Origin of the sequence: Zhengella sedimenti (genome assembly GCF_046506625.1) — a bacterium.
Lineage (GTDB): Bacteria > Pseudomonadota > Alphaproteobacteria > Rhizobiales > Rhizobiaceae > Zhengella > Zhengella sedimenti.
The window spans coordinates 37,432-55,644 of sequence record NZ_JBKFFP010000008.1; the positions used below are offsets into that span (position 1 = coordinate 37,432).

The window sequence follows — 18,213 nt, forward strand, 5'->3', positions numbered from 1 at the left end:
TTGTCCGGCGCGGCGCGCCGGAGGGCAAGCGGGAGCGGCGGGAATCATGCAAATCAGCGAAGACAGGCTCGATCCAGAGCTCTTTGCAGTCCTTTTCGAAGGCGCGCAGCGAGAGTCGCTGGCCGCCGGTCAGAACATCTTCCAGCAGGACGATCAGGCCCACCGGCTCTACGGGCTGGTTTCTGGCAGCGTCGAGATCAGCATTTACTCGCTGTCCGGGCGCAAGCTGGTGGTCAATGTCCAGAGGTCCGGCCTGATCGGCGAGATCGCGACGCTGGATGGCGGCCGGCGCACGGCGGCGGCGACCTGCCTCACCGACTGCGAGGTGCTGTCGATCTCACGCGCACGCCTTTTCGAACGCATGCAACAGCATCCGGCCATCGCGGCCGCCATGATCCGCCTGCTTTGCGACCGCTTGCGCCGCGTGAGCGGCGATCTGGGCGACCAGGCGCTGCTCAACATCGACGCCCGGCTCGCCAAGCGCCTGCTCGCGCTCAGCGCCCAACTCGCCGATACCGAAGGCTGGATTCCGTTCTCGCAATCGGACCTTGCCGAACGGCTCGGCGCCACCCGCGAATCCGTCAACAAGACGCTGAAGGAATGGATGCGCGGCGGTCTCGTCAACCTCAGGCGCGGCGCGGTGAAGATCGCCGACGCGGCGCGGCTGCAAAGGCTGGCGGGCGATTGCGCGGACACCTGACATCAAGGGCGCATCACAGGCGCGATGCCATCCAGGCCAGCGCGCTGCGCGACGGCATGAAGAAATAGCCGCCGCCGCGCAGGCTGACGAAGGAGGGCAGCGGAGGCAGGGCGATCCCGCCCGAAAGGGTCGGGATGGTAAAGCGCGCGCCTGCGTCCTGCCGGCCGATGACAGGGTCCTTCTCGCGCATCAGGCCATGGAACAGCGGCGCCGAGATCCAGGTCTGCTGGACGAACTCGAACTGGCGCTCGATGTCGGCATTCAGGCACATGAAGAACAGGCCGCGCTCCTCGCCGCCGTCCTGGTGCGGGCGGCGGTAATTGCGTCCCACCCGCAGGATGCGGTGCCGCTTGCCGATATCGATCATCGTCTCGCGGTCGAGGCCCAGCGAATCGCGCGGATTGGACCGGCGGATGTGGCTGCCCAGCGGGCAATGCAGGCCCTGGGGGTCTTCCGGGCCGAAGCGGAAACCGTTGTCCGGTTCGCGGCCTTCCTCGCCGGGCGCATGCGGGTTGCGCACCAGCGACGAGCCGTTCTGCCAGCGGCCCATCATCTTGGCGGCCACCCATTCCGGCGTGGCTTCCGGCATGGCGTTCGTATGGCGAAGGCCTGCGGCAGCTTCGCGGCAATAGCCGTCGAAACCCTCGACATCCTGCGCGAGGTGGCGGACGACGAGAAAACTGCCATTGCGTCCGAAGTCGCGCGGCAGGCCGGGGCCCGGATCGCGCGCGCCGGCAGGCTCCATCGCCACAGGCAGGATGCAGCCGGGATCGCGGGATGGCGGGATCACAATCGCCGGCGGCACATGGCCGCGCTGGTCGCGGTAGCCGAGGATGAATTCGCCAGCCGCGACCCGGTGCATCGGATCGCTGTTCATGGCGCGGGCGCGCGGTGTGCCTTCGATCACCGGCTGCGAGATTCCGTCGGCGAAACCGAAGGGCTCCACGGCCTGGCCATCGCGCCTGTCGATGGCCAATGCAACGTCGCATGTCTTCAACAGCCCGGCATCGCGGGCGGCCTCGTCATGGCGGCGCAAAAGCGCCGAAAGCCGGGCCTCGTCTTCCGCATACAGCAGGAGGAGCACATCGGCACGCGCCCGCGCGTCGCCCCATTCCCATTCGCCCGGCGCGTTTGGACCGGCATCGTCGAGGATGCGGGCGCGGGAGGGATGGTCCATGTTCTGGCGGAAGGCGGGCGGAAAGGCGGCAAGCGGTTCCCCGCCCACCCCCGGTTCCAGGCCCAGCCTTTCGAGCCCGGCGGGGCCGAAGGCGCAGATCACGGCCTCGCCCTCGGGCAGGCGGTCACCGAAGCGGGTTCCGGCCAGCAGCATTTCGAGGAAGGCCTTGCGCCCGGCGCGCGGCGCCTCATCGGGGATCATGAAGGCGAGCGCGCGGCCATGGGCGAGCCGGCCCATGGGGCCGAACATCAGCGACTGGATCTCGTGCGTTTCCAGAACGCCATCCGGACGCGGGATCGAGCCGAAATTGGCCAGCCAGTCGCGCGCCTCCTGCCCGGTATCGGCATGGACCAGCCCCTGGCGAATGGCCGAGTTGACGCGGATGCGGCGGGTGTCGAGACCCGGATAGGCGCAGTACCAGAACAGCGTGGGGATCTGCTGGTTGCGGGCCCAGCGCTTGAAGCGGTCGCCGTCGCTGGCGCCGTCGCGGAACAGGTTGCGGCTGCGCGGGAAGCCCAGCGTGTTGCTCCATACGCCGGTCAGCCCGTAATGGGCCTTGGTGATGAAATCCTCCAGATAGCTTTCCCATGAGCCGCCATAGTTGGAGAAGAAGACCAGACGGTCCGTTCCCGGCAGGAGCACCCAGCGGGCGAAATGGATGGTGTTGATGCCGCCGAGATAGCCGGGCCGGAAGACGTAGACGGCGGCGAAGCGGATGATGAAGAAGGACACCCGCAGCGCCAGGCGGCGCAACCATCCGGCCTTCATGACCGACAGCCCGGTCAGGTGGTTCTGCGTTCCCAGCCGGTTCTCGCGTTCGACAACGGCCTCGTAGCGGGGAAAGGGCGGCAGTTCATCCGATGGCATGTCGCGCGCCTCGGCACGGTTGAGCGCGACCGACAGGGCAAGGCCGGCAAGGGCCAGGATGATGGCAAGGCCGAGCACGGCAACCACGGCCGCCGCCACGAGGGAGGAGACCAGCTTGAGCGCGGCACCCAAGGATGCCAACGAACCCGGCGCGCCGAACACCAGAGCGTAATTGAGCGCGGTGCCGATGGCGGCAAGGAACAGGAAGACGACGATGGCGCGGCGCGGCTCGGAGGCGCCCAGCAGCGCTTTCGACCAGGTGCCCGGCGCCTTCTGCTCCAGAAGCGAATCGGCAGGCCGCAGGGCCCATGAGAAGCCTGCGGTTTCCGACAGGCGCCGGCGAACCTCGCCGATGATCTGCAAGGCATCGCCCGCGCTGCTTCCCGTGATCGAACGGACCATGCCCTCGACCGTGTCGTAAAGACGCGCCTCGTCGCGGATGCGGCGCACGGAATGGCCCGGCGTGCCGGAGAAGACAAGGCCGGACGCCGTTCCGGGAAACGGCCCGACCGGGACGTGGTGGCGCCGCAGGAATGCCTGGAAATCCTCGCCGCGACCAAGCGCACCGGCGGCCTCGAAGACCGGGCGGAGGAAAGCCTCGCTCGCGACCGCGAGTTTTTCCAAAATCCGGTCCAGCGGGCCGTCAGCGGACAGTTCCAGCACGAGATGCGCCTTGTCCTGCGGCGTTTCCCCGGCCTCGTCGGCCTTGCAGATGACGGCAAGGCTCATGAAATGAACGATCCCGGTGTCGTCGAGGGCGGCCGCCACGTCCTCGCGGGCGGGATTGCCGAGGCCATCCGCCATGGCGCGCAGAGGGCCAAGCGGCGTTCCCGGTGCAACCGGCACGACGACCGTGGCCATGGTCTGGGTGGCGAGGCGGTCGGCCGCCGGGCGATCGAAACCGACATGCAGGGCACGGGGAAAGGCACCGCGCCGAACGAGCCGCCCGGCCCGGCCCGGCATGCGCCGGACATTGTCGCGCGCGAAAAGGACCTTGAGGCATTCGGCGATCTGGACGCGGGCGATCCGCGAACCGATGCACCAGTGGATGCCGTGGCCGAAGACGAGATAGGAACCGGCATCGCGGCCGGGCCGGAACTCCTCCGGGTCGTCCACGGCGCCGGCATCGAACATGGCGGAAAACGTCGCCGGCATGACCATGGACCCGGCCTTGACCACCCGTTCGCGCGGCGTGCCCGGCGCGATCACCGCATCGCGCGGGCAGTGGCGAAGCGGCCCGATATTGATCGGCTTGAAGCGCATGGCCTCGATGATCACGGCATCCACGAGCTTGTCGTCGCGCGCGGCAACCGCCTCTTCCAGCGCCGACTGCGCCTCGCGGCGCGAGAGGATCACGTCGAGGCAATTGCCGCCGGCCAGCAGGTCGGTCGGAACGAAGCCCGACACCATGCCCATCATGATGGAATGGATGGCCTCTTCCGGCAGGCGCGCCGGATTGGCCTCATGAAGGGCAACGAGTCTCGCGAGCGGCGTGTCCGGCCGGCCACGGCCCTGCCTGACCTCCGCGATCGAGGCGGCAATCGTCCGGTTCATGCCATCGGCGGCGACAACGGCGAGTTCGCGCACTGCCCGGTTGCCGAAGTAATCGGCGAAGAACAGGGAGGAAAGCGCGATCGACCAGTCGGCGAAACGCTCCTCATCGTCGATCACGAGCCCGAAATAGTCGCGGCAGATCCGGACGGGAACGATCTTCAACAGGTCATGAACGGCGTTGAACCCGGGTTCGGCGCGCTGCATCACATCGCCGGCAAGCCGGGCGCAGACGGGGCGGACCACCTGCTCGACCTCTTCGGGCGGAAAGGCCTTGAGGCAGGCCGCCTTCATCTGCCGGTATTCCGGTCCGTCCTGCATGCCGAGGATGAAATTGCAGCCGAGCGCCATTTCCGCCATTTCCGGGCCGAAGGGCGTCTGGAACTCGTCCTGGCGCTCCAGCACGTCGATCACGTCGGCATGGCGCGTGACCACGGTGACCGGGCCGATGCGGGCGACGGGCCAGAACCTGCGCAGCAACCGCAGCGCCCAGCGCGGATTTTCCAGGAAACGCGAGACCAGCCGGCCTGTCAGGCTCCGGGTTTCCAGCCGGCTCATGTCGAAGGGAGGCAGTTCGGCAGCCGGTTTCCCGTTGCGTTGCGCCTCGCGGATCGCCTCGAAATATTTCATCTGTCCGCAGCCCCCAAGGGTTGGCCACCCCTGCATTCAGCTAAGGGCGGCGCAAGGCCAGTGTCTGTGAAGAAGCTCACAGACAGGTCCGTCCCGATACCGTCCCCGTTCAGGCGGAAAGCTCCCAGGCCTCCGCCATGGCCCGGTTGACGGCCCGGTCCGCGAAGGGGATCCACTCGATGCGGGCCGGCGTGAAACCGGGATAGCGGTCGAACAGGATCGCCCTGTGTTCGCGGGCCTCGTCCAGGCGGCCCAGGCGCGCCAGCGAACCGACCAGAAGCATGCGGGCATACCAGTAGCCCGGCGACAGGCTGAGCGACCTGAGGGCCTCTTCGGCGGTTTCCCGGTCTTCGCCGAGGGCGAAATGCGCAGCCGCGATCTCGCCGAGATTGTGGAACTGGTAGAGATCGAACGGGCTCAGCCGTTCGGCCTTGCGCAGCCATTCGAGGCCCTCGCGATGGTTGCCGAGCAGCGACAGCGCGCTGCCGTAGCCCGAGGCGGCAAAGGCGAAACTGGGATTGATGCGAATCGCGGCGGCAAGGTGATTGCGCGCCTGTTCCGGCCTGCGCAACATGATGTCGGTGAGGCCGAGAAAGGCATGCGGACGGGCATCCTGGCTGTCCATGAAGAGCGCCTTCTGGCACAGGTCGATGACCTTCCGGAAATGCTCCTCGCTCATGGTGACGAAACCCTGCCAGAAATGCCACCAGGCCAGTTCGCTGAGCACGTTGGAGGATGCGGGCTCGTGTTCGTAGGCGCGCAGGAAATAGTCATGCGCCAGTTTCGTGTCGGCGCTGGTTCTGCGTGCCATGTGGAAGCGGCCGCGCGCGACGAGTTGCCAGGTCTCCATGTCCTCCCAGGGAAGCTGGAAGGTTCGCCGCTGCTCTGCCCGGTCCAGTTCGCCCGACAGGATGGCGACGAGTTCGGACCCGGCGGCATCCTGCAGTTCGCGCACCAATGCCGCGGTGCGGTCGAAACGGCGAGACAGCAGGACGCGCTGGGTTTCGGTATCCTCCAGGAGAACCATGAGCCGCAGGTTTTCAGCCGACCGCGTCAGCTTGCCGTAAACGACATAACGCGCGCCGAGCGACCGGGCGGCATCGCGCGGACTGACATCGTCGGCATCGAACTGCTGGCTCGACGCGTGGGAAATCACCGGAAGCCAGCGCAGATTGGAAAGGCCGAAGATCAGGTCCTCGGCCAGGGCATCGCCGAGATAGTCTAGATCGGCGTCCCCGCTCTGGTTGCGGAACGGCAGGACGGTTACCGCCGGAGGCCCTTCGGACCGCACCACCTCGCGCGCGCCCGAGGTGACCGCCGCGCCGGCCATTGCCTCACCGGGCCTTGCCACCGCGAAGGCGGGCACCGCCTCACGGATGTTCTTCAATTGCTGGCTGCCGAGCGATGCCATCTCGAAGCCGGTCTTGCCAGCGACCTGGATGAAGGTCGTCTGGGAGATGACGACACCGTTGGCAGGCGCCCGTTCCTGCAAACGCGCGGCGATGTTGACGTCATGACCGAAAAGAAGGTCGCCATCGACGATCACGTCACCGGTGTTGATGCCGACGCGGAACGCCATCCGGCGATTGTCCGGCGCTGCCGCGTTCAGTTCCTCAAGCCTTGCCTGGAAATCGACGGCGGCGCGAACGGCGTCGACGGGATTGCCGAACTCGGCCATCAGGCTGTCGCCGGCCTTGCCGAACATGCGCCCGCGATGCTGCTCGCAAACCGTGGTGATGAGCGCAGAGCGTTCATGAAACGCATCGAGCGCGGTTTCGTCATCCTCCGCCATCAGCCGCGAATAGCCGACAGCATCGATGGATAGAACCGTCGCCATCTGCCGCGTGAACTGGCGGTCGCCCATCAATTGCCCCTGCCCGGTCGATCGTCGTCGGGAACCCGCGACCGCAGCGCGCGCTGCCTGCCTGGGCGAGATGGCGCGACGTCGCGCCCCTTCACCGGTGGATCCCTCACTTCATTCATCCCGCTTATATATCAAAGTCAAGTATTTGGCACCCTTTCACCGCGCCGCGTCCCGGCACGGCAAGGCAGGGCGGATCACGCCGGACACTGGACAAGGCGCCGCGGTCATGGAAAACACGGCACGGATCAAGCGCAGGAGGAAGGGACGTCATGGGTGACGGGCTGGAAACATGGGTCGGACGCAGCGAAACGCGAACGGATGTGATCTCGGCGGATGTCCTGACCCGGCTGGCGGCGACGCTGGACCATGACCGGCCAAGGGTGAAGGACGGCGACGACGCGCCGCCGCTTGCCCACTGGCTGCATTTCCTGCCCGACGCGCGCCAGAGCGGACTCGGGCCTGACGGGCATCCCGCACGCGGCGGCTTCCTGCCGCCGGTACATCACCTGCCCCGGCGCATGTGGGCAGGCAGCCGGCTGGCATTTCCCGGCCAGTTGAAGGCGGGCATGACCGTCGAGCGCGTTTCCACGATCACGAGCGTGAAGGAGAAATCCGGCAGCGCGGGCGACCTCGTCTTCGTGACCGTGCGCCACACCTTCGCCGAGCCGGGCGGACCGGTCCTCGTGACGGACGACCATGACATCGTCTACCGCGCCATGACCGGGCCCGCCGCGACGCCAGCGCCGGAAGCGCCGCCGCCCGGTGCTTGGTCGCGCAGCCTCGTGCCCGATCCGGTGCTGCTGTTCCGCTATTCCGCGCTTACGTTCAACGGCCATCGCATCCACTATGACCGGGATTACGTCACCCGCGAGGAAGGGTATCCGGGGCTCGTCGTCCATGGTCCGCTGACCGCGACGCTGCTCGTCGACCTGGTCGGCCGCCAGATGCCCGGCTCAAGGCTGTCGGCCTTTTCCTTCCGGGCGCGCTCGCCGCTCTTCGACGGCAACACGATGACGGTCAATGGCAATCCGCCGGACGCGGAGGGGCGCATCCGCCTGTGGGCGACCAATCATCAGGGCAGGCTTGCCATGGAAGCCGAAGCGACCGTCGCGGGATAGCCCGGGGCGCGTGCCTTCGCTTCAACCGGGTTTCACCGACAGGCAACCAAATTCCCGGTGCGTACAATTGATTCGCACCGGCAGTGCGCGCCATAGATAGCGTGGCGATTCAATCCGGTGTCTGGCGCGCCAACCGGAACGTGCGCGAACCGAGGGGACACCGACATTCCGATCAATCCTGCCACACCGGTGATGGTCAGCAGCGCGGGCAAGCCGGTCCGGAACGGCCGGGGCATCCTGCTCATCGCGCTCGGGTTCTTCATCTTTTCGGCCGTCGACATGCAGGCGAAGCTGCTGGCGCAGGACTTCCACCCGATCCAGGTGGTCTGGGTGCGCCAGCTCGGCCTGCTCGCGGGCATGTTCGCCCTGCTCGGCTGGCACGGTTTCGCCGTCCTGAGGACGGCAAGGCCCGGCATGCAGATCACGCGCGGCGCGCTGGCGGTGGTTTCAGCCACCACCTTCATCTTCGGGCTACAGTTCGTGCCGCTGGCAGACGCCGTCGCGGTCAGTTTCGTGGCCCCGTTCATCGTCACGATGTTCGGCGCGCTGATCCTGCGCGAGCCGGTCGGCATCCGGCGCTGGCTGGCCGTGGCCATCGGCTTTGCTGCGACCCTGATCATCATCCGACCCGGCGCCGGGGTGCTGCATCCCGCCATTCTGCTGGTCATCGCCGCGGCTGTCATGTTCGCCCTGCGCCAGGTCATATCGCGGGTGCTTGCCGCCGACGACCGGACCGCCACGACGGTGGCCTACACCGCGCTGACCGGAAGCATCCTGCTCACCCTGCCGCTGCCTTTCGTGTGGATATGGCCGACGGAGCCGCGCCAATGGCTGATCTTCGTCAGCATCGCCGTGATGGCCGGCGTCGCCGAACTGCTGGTGATCAAGGCGCTGGAGATGGCGCAGGCGGTCGCGGTGGCGCCGGTGCAATACACCATGATCGTCTGGGGCACGTTCTATGGCTGGGCGGTGTTCGACCAGCTGCCGGATTTCTGGACGCTTGCGGGCGCGGCCGTCATCATCGTGACCGGCCTCTATGTCATCAACCGCGAGCGCATCGCAGCGCGGGAGGGCCGTCTTGCCCGTGCCGCGCGCGCGCGGGAGGAAGCGGACTGACTGCCACGAAAATGGCCGGCGTGCTGCGCGCACCCGGCCACTTCGCTCCCCTCGGGCGGTTTGTCAGCCCTTGTAGATGCCGATGATCTTGCCGAGCAGGTCCACCGCGTCGTCATGGGAGCGCTGGAAGGAATTGCGCCCGACGATGGAGCCGAAGCCGCCGCCGGCGTTGATCTCGCCGATTTCCTTGAGAAGGCTGTCGGCGTCCTTTGCATCGCCGCCCGAGAAGACGACGATGCGCTTGCCGGCATAGGCGCACTGCATGACATGGGCGATACGATCCGCCAGCGTGTCCTGCTTGACCGTCTCGTAGGCCTTTTCCGCCGCCTTGAGGTCCACACCGGCCTTGGGCGGCTTGACCTTGATGATGGTGGCGCCCATCAGGGCGGCCATGTGCGCGGCATAGGCGACGATGTCGAGCGCGGTCTCGCCCGACTTGGTCACGGCGCCGCCGCGCGGATAGGACCAGACCACGGTCATCAGGCCCTTGGCCTTGGCCTCGCGGGTCATCTCGCGCAGTTCTTCTTGCATGGCGAAGCACTGGTCGGAGCCGGGATACATGGTGAAGCCGATGCCCACGCAACCGAGACGGAGCGCATCGTCGACGGAGGCGGTGACGGCCTGGTCCGGCACGCCGGTGGCCAGCGAATTGGCGGAGTTGACCTTCAGGATCAGCGGCACTTCGCCGGCAAAGGTGTCGGCACCCTGTTCGAGCGAGCCGAGCGGTGCTGCATAGGCCGAAAGGCCCGCGTCGATGGCAAGCTGGTAGAGGTAGTGCGGATCATAGGCGGCCGGATTGGGCTGGAAGGAGCGCGCGGGTCCGTGCTCGTAGCCCTGGTCGACCGGCAGGATGACCAGCTTTCCGGTACCGCCCAGCTTGCCATGCATCAGCAGGCGGGCAAGATTGGTCTTCACGCCGGGGTTTTCCCCTTCGTACCAGGACAGGATTTCCTTGACGCGCGGCGAAACATTCATCGTTGGGCCCTCTCTCCGGGAAGCAGTTTCGCTGGCCTTATAGCCACGGAGTTTCGCGGTTTCCATACCCGCCAGCCGGGTTGAACCGATCTAAAACGGTTTTCGGTAAACAATTGTGAATTCAATCGTTTTAAGAATTCAGGCGGCGAGCTCACCGGCTTCGCGACCGGCGAATCAGCCGTTGCGGGACGCCCCGCCGGGACGCAGCCGTAGCGGCCGGCCGTTCAGTAGTCCTTCTCGTAGAAGATGCCGAGCGTGCTTTCATCGGTGCCGAGCGCGCCGCGCGCCTTCAGGTCGCCGGTGATGTCGAGGTCGATGGTCACCTTGCCCGACCCGCCGGACCCGGCCTCCACGCCGAGATAGGCATTGTCGGAGATGTAGCGGCCCGCCCGCGCGGCGGTATTGCCTTCCTCGTCGGTGACGATGTCGAGATCGTCCAGGCCGGTCGCCTCGCGCACGCTGTCCATGATGGAGGGGCCGCCGCCGGCCAGTTCCGACGCGGCGGCCGCCAGCCTTGCGACCTGCAGCGGCGACAGCGAGGTGATGCCCTTGCCGAAGATCAGGCGGGCCAGCACCTCGTCCTGCGGAAGTTCCGGTTGCGAGGTGAAGCGGATCGACAGGTCGGAGACACGTCCGGTCACGCGGATGGTCACGGTTATGTCTGTTCCAGGCGTGGTGGCGGTGAAGTCCACATAGGGGTCGAGATCGCCGATCAGCGTCACGCGGCCGCTGTCGAAGGTGATGCGCTGGCCGAGGATGGAAAGGCGGCCGCGGATGATCTCGAACCCGCCCGATGGCGAGACGCTGGTGACCGGCCCGGTGAGCCGCACCGTGCCGCCCAGTTCGGTATCGAGGCCGCGGCCGCGCACGAAGATGCGCGCCGGGGCGTTGATGCGCACGTCGAGCCGAGGCACGGAGGGGCGGGCCGTCGGCACCGGGGCACCACGTTCCGGCAGGGCCTTTTCAATGGTGCGGCGCACGTCGCCCGGCGCATTGCGGTGGGTGACGTCGGCCACGTCATTGGCGGCGGCCAGGTTTTCCGGAACGGTAAGCTCGGCCCGGTTGACAGTAACGGTCCCGGCGATGAGGGGATCGCGCAACAGCGGACCGTTGACGGTCAGGCGGCCCGCGAGGTTCGCGGTCACGAGTTCGCCATCTGCGTAGCGGGCATCATTCAGGTTGATCGACAGGTCGGCCGGCAGGTCGCCGGTGAGATCGACGGTTCCCGACGCCGATACACTGCCGCCCGTGGCGAGCGCCGCGCTCAGGGTCTCGACGCGCAGCGTGTTGTCGGCGATGGTGGCGGAAAGCCGGATGTCGTCGAGGCGCAGCCGCGCCTGGGGGTCGACGAAACCGGCGCCTTCCGTGGCAAGGCTGGCAGACAGGACCGGGGCCGACAGCGAGCCGCCGGCGCGGCCCCGGACCCGCAGCAAACCCTCGGCGCGGGCGCCGCGATCAACGAGGAAACGGTTGGCCAGTGAGAGGGGAAGCGCTGCATTGAAATCCACGGCCAGTCCGGCTCCTGTCAGGGGAAGCGAGCCCGCTGCGGTGACCGACAGGCCGCCGGCGCCGCTGGCGCTGGCCCGTTCGAGCCGCACCGTCTGGTTGGCGAAGCGGCCATTGAGTGCCACCGAGAGCGGCGTAATGCCGTTGGCAGAAAGCTGGCGCGCGCTCACGCTTTCACCATTGATGGCAAAAGCGACATCGGGCCGTCCGGCATTACCGGTCACCCTGGCGGTGCCAGACAAGCGGCCAGACAACCCGGCGTCCGGGGCGGCGGCATTGAGGATGGCGAGCGGGAAGGCGCGCAGCGCAATGTCGAGATCAAGGCGCCCCGCCGCTGTTTGCGGCACGGTGCCGGAAATGCGCACATCCATGCCTTGCGCATTGGTGACGGACGCATCGAGGGTCACGCGCTGGCCCGTTGTCCGGCCCTCTAGGTCGAGCGCGACGGGTGCGACGCCGGCGCGGGCGAGTTGCGCAACCGTGATGCCCTGGCCGCGGAGCAGGAAATCGGCCTCGGGACGCTCGCGCCGCCCCCTTACGTCGACCACGCCGCCGATCGTGCCGGCCGCGCCCAGGTCGGGGCGGACGAGGTTGGCGAGCGTCAGCGGGACGCGGTTGAGCGTCAATTGCAGCGCCAGCACATCCGCGGCCGTGCCCGAGGCGGCGATCTCGCCGTCGCCGGCAGCAAACCGCAATCCGTCCAGTTCGATCCGCTCGCCCTGGACGGTTACCGTTGCCGGGGCTTTCAGGTCGAGCCCGCGCCCTCCCTTGACCAGGGACGCCTGTTGAAGTGCGATCCGGAACCCCTCGCCGCGCGGTTCCAGGGAACCTGCAAGGCGGGCCGTCGCGCCATCGTCAAGGCGGGCATCGAGGGTGAAGTCCGTGGCGTCGCCTGAACCCTCGGCTGCCGCCGTCAGCGTCTGCATGTCGACACCGGCCAGCGTGAGCGCGCGGGCGTCAAGACCGGCGCGCACCACCGGCACGCCGAAAAGGTCGGCGAGATCCGCATCGAGCGACAGACTTGCCGCAGAGAGGGCCGGTTCGGCGAGTTCAAGGCGGGAAATGTCAGCCTGCAGGCGGGCGGACTGGGTCTCGCCGTCATGCTCGAGCGTAACCGATGCGGTGGCCGCGCCCGAAGCCTGACGCAGAGCCAGGGCCGCGAGACGCGATATGTCCGTTGCATCGAGCTTGAGCGCGCCGTTCAGAAAACCGTTCTCGTTGCGGGCAATGGCGCCGGTGAGTTCGGCGCCGCGCGTGGTCAGCGACAGGCCGTCGAGACCGAGGCTGCCCTCCCCGTAGGCGATCTCGCTGCGTAGCGCCGTCGGCGCGCCGTCCAGCAAAAGGTCGCCGGTGACGACCCCGCGAAAGCCGGCTTCGCGGAAGGCGCCTTCGAGTTGCAGGGCGGCATCGGACACGGGCCGGCCCGCCAGTTCGCCGTCGGGCAAGGCCAGTGCCAGCGTCGTGCCGATGATGCCCTTCTCGCCCTCTGCCCTGCCGGTGACGGTCAGGGGCCCGGCAAGCTGGTCGCTCAGCGTGGCAAGGTCGGCGATGCGTGCGTCGAGATCGAAGTCGGCGCTTTCGGAGGAGAAGGTGCCATCGGCTGTCAGGCGTGCCTGTTCGTTGCCGAGGCTGAAATCCTCGGCGCGGAAGCCGGTCTCGTCGCGGGCCAGGCGACCGGCAAGCGTGGTTTCGCCCTGGAACAGGCGGTCGGTGCGCGCATCGCCGGTTGTGACGCCGGTTGCCGTTCCTGACAAGGCGAGGTCGAAGGCGCCGGTCAGCGCGTTGACCGTGCCGCGCGCGGCGACATCCGCCGAACCGGTGAGCGGACGTCCGGCCAGGGAGGAGAAGGGCGCGAGAGTGTCGGAGACGAGCGCCAGGCTGCCATCGAAGGCAGCGCCGTCAACCGCGCCCTGCGCGGTCGCCGAAAGCGCCGTGCCGGTGATCGCGAAACGGTCGATGCGCACGGGTTCGCCCGCGCGGTAGGCGCCGGCGAGCACCAGCTTCAGGAAGGTGCCCAGAGCCTCGGCGATGGCCGGGTCGTCGGAACGCACTGCCTCGGCCTGGCCATTGGCATCGAAGGTGACGGCGCGGCGGGCGGGATCGTCGAGCGCGGTGACGTTTCCGCCCATGTCGAGGCGAAATCCGCCAATGGAGAAATCTGGCGTTCGGATCGCGCGCGCGGTCATCGCGCCGGTCCATTGACCCTCCGCGGTGTCGCCGTAGGTCAGGGAAAGGCGTGCGCCGCCGATGCTGGTGCCGTTGCCGGCCGACGGCAGGATGACGCGGTCGCCCGTCACCGGGTCGATGGCGGCGGTGAGATCGAGGCGGCGCAGGAATCCGTCCGGCAGGACCCGTGCGCTGGCATCCAGCGAAAGGGCGCCGCCGCGCGTGCGCAAGCGCTCGACGAGGACGCCGCCATCGGCAGGCACGGTTCCGGACAGGGAAAGGCTGGTGCGCTCGCCAAGGAAGGCGCGCAGTTCGGCAGGCGCCAGAACGGCGACGCGTCCGTCGAGATCGGCGGTGAAGCCGGTCGCATCCCCGGTTTCGTTGACCGCCACGCGGCCCTGCAGGATTTCCTCGTCATTGGCCGCAAGCGCGATGTCGGCTGCGAAGTCCGATAGCGGGCCTTCGCCCTTGACGGAAAGATCGACGGCGGGCCGGCCTTCCAGGTTCAACAGGTTTGCGAGGACGCCGTCCGCCGGTTCGCTGGCCCGGAGGTCGATGGCGAGCACCCGGCTGTCATTGGAAAAGGACGCGTCGAGGGCCAGCGTCCCGCCGGGTCCGTCCAGGCGCTCGATGGCGAGGCCGGCATCCAGCGAACCATCGGCCAGGGCAACCGCGCCGTTGAGCGAGAGGGTCGCGGCTTCGCCGAAAACGGCCTCGGCGAACGTCGCCTCTCCCACCGCGAGATTGCCGATACGCACCGAGACGGGCAGTTCCGGAAGGCTGAATCCGCCAGCCTCGGGCGACGGCAGGCTCTCGTCGGGTACCGGCATGCGCGTCATGGCGATGCTGGCCGCCGACAGCCGGTCGATGACCAGGCGCCCGGTGAGCAGGGCCGAACGCGTCCACGTGATCTTCGCGTCGGTGATCGTCAGCCAGACGCCCTTGCGGTCGGCCACCGTGATTGCGCCGATGGAGGCATCGGAAGACAGGACGCCATCGATGCCGGTGATCGAGATGCGACGGTTGTCGCTGGAGATCGTGTCCTCCACATAGCGCAGGAAGTAGGATTTCTCCTCCTCGGGCGACTGCTGCGAGAGGGCGACGGCGACAAGCGCGAAAACCGCGAAGAGGGCGATGAAAAGCGCGCGCATCAGAAGGCCTGTCCAATCCCCGCATAGACGGCGAAACTGCTGTCGCCCGGACGCGGGTTCAGCGGAACGGCGGCATCGAGGCGGATCGGGCCGAGAGCGGTGTAGTAGCGAAGGCCGAGGCCGGCCCCGAAGCGCATGTCCGAGAAATCCGGCGTCGCGCGCGGTCCCACGGCGCCGCCGTCGGCGAAGGCGACAATGCCGATGGTGTCGGTGGCCTTGAACCGGATTTCCGCCGAGGTCTCGAACAGCGAGCGGCCGCCGACAAGTCCGAGCGGCGTGGGAACGCCGATCGACTTGTAGCCGTATCCGCGCACGGACCCGCCGCCACCGGCAAAAAACAGCTTGTCGGGCGGCGTTTCGGCAATGGGCATGCCTGCCAGCATTCCGGCCTTGATGCGCGCGGCGAGCACGACGCGCTGCCCGTCGCCGGGCGCGACATAGGCGCGGGCCTCGCCGACCGCCTTCACGGCCGTGTTGGCATAGGTGAATTCGTGGAAGGGCTCGGCTTCACCGGAAAGGTAGAAGCCCTTCGTGGCGTCGGTCTCGTTGTCGCGGGTATCCCAGACCAGCCCGGCGCGCGCCCCGGCGGTGGTGAAGTCGCGGGTGCCGAAGACGTCGTTGTATCGGGCATATTCGCCAAAGACGGCGCCGTAACCGCTCAGCGTTTCGGAAAAGAGATGGGTCAGGCGCACCTCGCCGCCACCGGCCGTCCGCTTGTAGGCCGGCAGGACCTCGCGCTCGGCCTCGGCGGTGACGGAGAGATCGGTGTCGCGGGTGATGAAGCCGGGCTTGGTGAAGGTCGCGGCCAGCCGGTAGTCGAAATCCCGCGGATCGGAGGTGCGGCCCATGCCGGCGACCTTGCCTTCGACACGGAACCGTTCCGCCCTGCCGAACAGGTTGCGGTGCAGCCAGTAGCCTTCCACGCCGAGGCCATCGGTCGTCGAGTAGGTCGCACCGACGCCGATGCGGCGCGGCTTGCGCTCCTGGACGACGAGCGAGACCGGCAGGATGCCGTCATCGCCGATGGCGTCGGCCTCGACGAAACGCTGCGAGGTGAAGACATCGAGACGCGCCAGCCGTTTGGAAGCGCGCGCAAGGTCGTCCGGGTCGTACTCCGCCCCCGGTTCGAGGCCGGCCATCCAGGCCACGAATTCCGGGTCCATGCGGCCCGTCCCTTCCACGGCGAGCATGCCGTAGAAGGCCTTCGGCCCGGGCTCGACGGTCAGCGCCGCATCCACCGTGTTGGTATCGTGATCGGCAACGATGGCCGTGTCGGCGATCCGGGCCTTGGCATGGCCCTGCTGGCGCCAGGCTTCCAGCGAAAGGGCGGCCGCATCCTTGACCGCGGTCGATCGGGCCACTTCGCCGGGCGCATAGCCTTGTTGCGCAGGCGCTTCCACCTCGTCCCCCTCGTCCACCGGCGGGGGCGCGGCATTGATCACGCCGGCGCCGGAAAAGGTGAAGACGGGACCGGGCGTGACGCGCACGGAAACGGCGGCTGGATCGGGGAACACGGCATCCGGTTCCAGCCGCGCGGCATCACGCCCGTCAATGGTGATCGCGATGACGCCGCCGTAGCGGCCCTGACGGTAGAGCGCGCCGAGCAGGGCACGGTAATCGCCACGGGCCTTGGCAATCAGGCCCGCCGCTCCCGAGGCCGGGTCCTCGCGCCCGCGCCACAGGCCCGAGGCGTTCTTCAGAGCTTCCTCGACGTCGCCGTCGTCGCCCTCGACCACGAAATCGACCGAATAGGACTGCGGGTCGCCGATCACGGCCTCCTCGTCCCTGTCGGCGCGGGACTGGAAGATGGTCACGCCGAACAGTTCCAGCGCCAAGGCGGGCGCGGGCAGCGCAAGCGACAGGGCCGTCGCCAGAAGGGTCGCCGTTCGGGGTGCGGAGGAACTCATGGCTTACACACTTACAATGCTGGTCCCCGAAGAATAGGCCCGGAAAATAAACTTTTCAGTAACGCACCCGAAAATGCCGGAAAAAGCCGAAATCCGCCTTTTTCCGCGCGGCGAAACCCGCGAAAGGGATCGCGGGGCCTCAACCCAATGGCGAGGAATAGGGGCGATTTCGTGACGGAATCGTGGCGGGCAGGGTCAGTTGAACGAACGGATCATGGACCCGACGAGCAGGTTCCAGCCGTCGATGAGGACGAAGAACAGGATCTTGAAGGGGAGCGCCACGACCGTCGGCGGCAGCATCATCATGCCCATCGCCATGGTGATGGTGGCGACGACAAGGTCGATGACGAGGAAGGGCAGGATGACCAGGAAACCGATCTCGAAACCCCGCCTGAGTTCGGAAACCATGAAGGCGGGAACGAGCACGCGCCAACCGGGCCGGTCGCCCGGCTCGTAGGCCGGATCGCGTTCGCGCGCCAGTCCGACGAAGAGGGCGATGTCCTCGTCGCGGACATTCTCGAGCATGAAGTCGTAGAACGGCGCGCTGATGCGTTCCAGCGCCTCCTGCTGTGACAGTTCATTGTTCATCATGGGCTGAAGCCCCTCGTTCCAGGCCCGGTCGGCGGCCGGCTGCATGACATAGAAGGTCATGAAGAGCGCAAGGCTGATGAGGATCAGGTTCGCCGGCGTCGTCTGCAGGCCAAGGCCGGAGCGCAGGATCGAGAAGACTATGATGAAGCGGGTGAAGCTGGTGACGGTGATCAGGATTCCCGGCGCCACCGCCAGGACCGTCAACAGGCCGAAGAGCTGGATGATCTGGCCGGCCGTCTGGCCCTCGATCTCGCTGGCCTGGGCGAGATTGGACAGGGCATTGCCGAGCCCTCCGTCCTGGGCGAAGGCGGGCGGGGCCAGCAGGACAGCCAGGAACAGGGCGAGGACCGGGATCAGCGCGCGCTTCATTCAAACAGCATTGTCTTGATCAGCACCTGCTCGATCTTTCCGGGCCCGGCGCGCAGGCGCGCGCGATCGAGAAGGTCGTTGCGGAACTGCAGGTAGCCGGTCGGCGTGTCGATGTAGTCGAGCCGCAGGGTGCGGGCGAAGGCCAGGAGGTCCTGGTGGATGTAGTCCTGCACATGCGGCTCCAGCGGCTGGTTGAGCAGCAGGGTCAGTTCGAGACGCATCCAGGTCTCGGAGGGCACGGCGATGTTGGTGACGATGGGATCGAGCACCTGCACCTGCGGTCCCGCGCCCGCCTTTTCCGTTGCGCCCGCGGCCTTCTCCCCGTCATGCGCGGCAGCGTCACCGGCGGCGTGGTCCGCTGCGCCGGCCGCAGCCGGTTCCGGCATGTTGGGCGCGAGGATGAAGGTTCCAAGACCCCAGCCGGCACCGGCGCCGAACAGGACGATGACGACCAGCGGGACGATCAGTCCCATGACGAGGGAGGGCTTGGGTTCCTGGGCGGTTTCGGCATCCATGTCCGCGTCC

10 protein-coding genes are annotated in these 18,213 nt (G+C 67.6%); 3 read left to right on the forward strand and 7 right to left on the reverse strand.

The features are described 5' to 3' along the window. Window positions 1–46 precede the first annotated feature (46 nt). Window positions 47–700 carry a Crp/Fnr family transcriptional regulator gene (locus ACLB6G_RS18210; RefSeq protein WP_410357646.1) on the forward strand — a complete coding sequence of 218 codons (654 nt, stop codon included), beginning with the start codon at window positions 47–49 and terminating at the stop codon, window positions 698–700. A 13-nt stretch (window positions 701–713) separates the two neighbouring features. Here ACLB6G_RS18210 and ACLB6G_RS18215 read toward each other — a convergent pair whose 3' ends face one another. Continuing rightward, window positions 714–4,925 carry a cytochrome P450 gene (locus ACLB6G_RS18215; RefSeq protein ID WP_410357647.1) on the reverse strand — a complete coding sequence of 1,404 codons (4,212 nt, stop codon included), beginning with the start codon at window positions 4,923–4,925 and terminating at the stop codon, window positions 714–716. Between the two features lie 109 nt (window positions 4,926–5,034). Next, window positions 5,035–6,789 carry an adenylate/guanylate cyclase domain-containing protein gene (locus tag ACLB6G_RS18220; protein ID WP_410357648.1) on the reverse strand — a complete coding sequence of 585 codons (1,755 nt, stop codon included), beginning with the start codon at window positions 6,787–6,789 and terminating at the stop codon, window positions 5,035–5,037. Between the two features lie 269 nt (window positions 6,790–7,058). On the opposite strand from ACLB6G_RS18220, the gene ACLB6G_RS18225 reads away from it, so the two are divergent. Beyond that, entirely contained in the window at window positions 7,059–7,907 is an 849-nt protein-coding gene (locus tag ACLB6G_RS18225) for an HTD2 family dehydratase (protein ID WP_410357650.1), read from the forward strand. A 192-nt stretch (window positions 7,908–8,099) separates the two neighbouring features. Then, window positions 8,100–9,023, forward strand: a complete 924-nt coding sequence (locus tag ACLB6G_RS18230; RefSeq protein WP_410357651.1) for a DMT family transporter — start codon at window positions 8,100–8,102, stop codon at window positions 9,021–9,023. 63 nt (window positions 9,024–9,086) lie between these two features. Here the strand turns inward: ACLB6G_RS18230 and ACLB6G_RS18235 are convergent, their stop codons facing one another. The 5 genes from ACLB6G_RS18235 to ACLB6G_RS18255 form a co-directional block, all read right to left on the reverse strand. Continuing rightward, the gene (locus ACLB6G_RS18235; protein ID WP_410357652.1) at window positions 9,087–9,998 is read right to left on the reverse strand and encodes a class I fructose-bisphosphate aldolase; all 912 of its coding nucleotides are present in this window, start codon (window positions 9,996–9,998) and stop codon (window positions 9,087–9,089) included. Window positions 9,999–10,222: 224 nt separating this feature from the next. Further along, a complete protein-coding gene (locus tag ACLB6G_RS18240) occupies window positions 10,223–14,821 on the reverse strand; it encodes a translocation/assembly module TamB domain-containing protein (protein WP_410357653.1) in 4,599 nt (1,532 codons plus the stop codon). Further along, window positions 14,821–16,728 (reverse strand): autotransporter assembly complex protein TamA, encoded by a 1,908-nt coding sequence (locus tag ACLB6G_RS18245; RefSeq protein WP_410357654.1) that lies wholly within the window; start codon window positions 16,726–16,728, stop codon window positions 14,821–14,823. Before ACLB6G_RS18245 ends, ACLB6G_RS18240 begins: the two co-directional genes overlap by 1 nt. A gap of 195 nt (window positions 16,729–16,923) precedes the next feature. Beyond that, on the reverse strand, window positions 16,924–17,688 hold the full coding sequence (fliP, locus tag ACLB6G_RS18250) for a flagellar type III secretion system pore protein FliP (RefSeq protein ID WP_410357655.1): 765 nt from the start codon (window positions 17,686–17,688) through the stop codon (window positions 16,924–16,926). Next, complete coding sequence (locus ACLB6G_RS18255) at window positions 17,685–18,203, reverse strand: flagellar basal body-associated FliL family protein (protein WP_410357656.1); 519 nt, start codon at window positions 18,201–18,203, stop codon at window positions 17,685–17,687. The genes fliP and ACLB6G_RS18255 overlap by 4 nt, the downstream gene beginning before the upstream one ends. Between the last annotated feature and the right edge of the window lie 10 nt (window positions 18,204–18,213).

Coding starts and splice junctions, on each gene's coding strand:
- ACLB6G_RS18235 (WP_410357652.1), bottom strand. CDS start 9,998: ATGAATGTTTCGCCGCGCGTCAAGGAAATCCTGTCCTGGTACGAAGGG.
- ACLB6G_RS18245 (WP_410357654.1), bottom strand. CDS start 16,728: ATGAGTTCCTCCGCACCCCGAACGGCGACCCTTCTGGCGACGGCCCTG.
- ACLB6G_RS18210 (WP_410357646.1), top strand. CDS start 47: ATGCAAATCAGCGAAGACAGGCTCGATCCAGAGCTCTTTGCAGTCCTT.
- ACLB6G_RS18220 (WP_410357648.1), bottom strand. CDS start 6,789: ATGGGCGACCGCCAGTTCACGCGGCAGATGGCGACGGTTCTATCCATC.
- ACLB6G_RS18255 (WP_410357656.1), bottom strand. CDS start 18,203: ATGGATGCCGAAACCGCCCAGGAACCCAAGCCCTCCCTCGTCATGGGA.
- ACLB6G_RS18225 (WP_410357650.1), top strand. CDS start 7,059: ATGGGTGACGGGCTGGAAACATGGGTCGGACGCAGCGAAACGCGAACG.
- ACLB6G_RS18230 (WP_410357651.1), top strand. CDS start 8,100: ATGGTCAGCAGCGCGGGCAAGCCGGTCCGGAACGGCCGGGGCATCCTG.
- ACLB6G_RS18240 (WP_410357653.1), bottom strand. CDS start 14,821: ATGCGCGCGCTTTTCATCGCCCTCTTCGCGGTTTTCGCGCTTGTCGCC.
- fliP (WP_410357655.1), bottom strand. CDS start 17,688: ATGAAGCGCGCGCTGATCCCGGTCCTCGCCCTGTTCCTGGCTGTCCTG.
- ACLB6G_RS18215 (WP_410357647.1), bottom strand. CDS start 4,925: ATGAAATATTTCGAGGCGATCCGCGAGGCGCAACGCAACGGGAAACCG.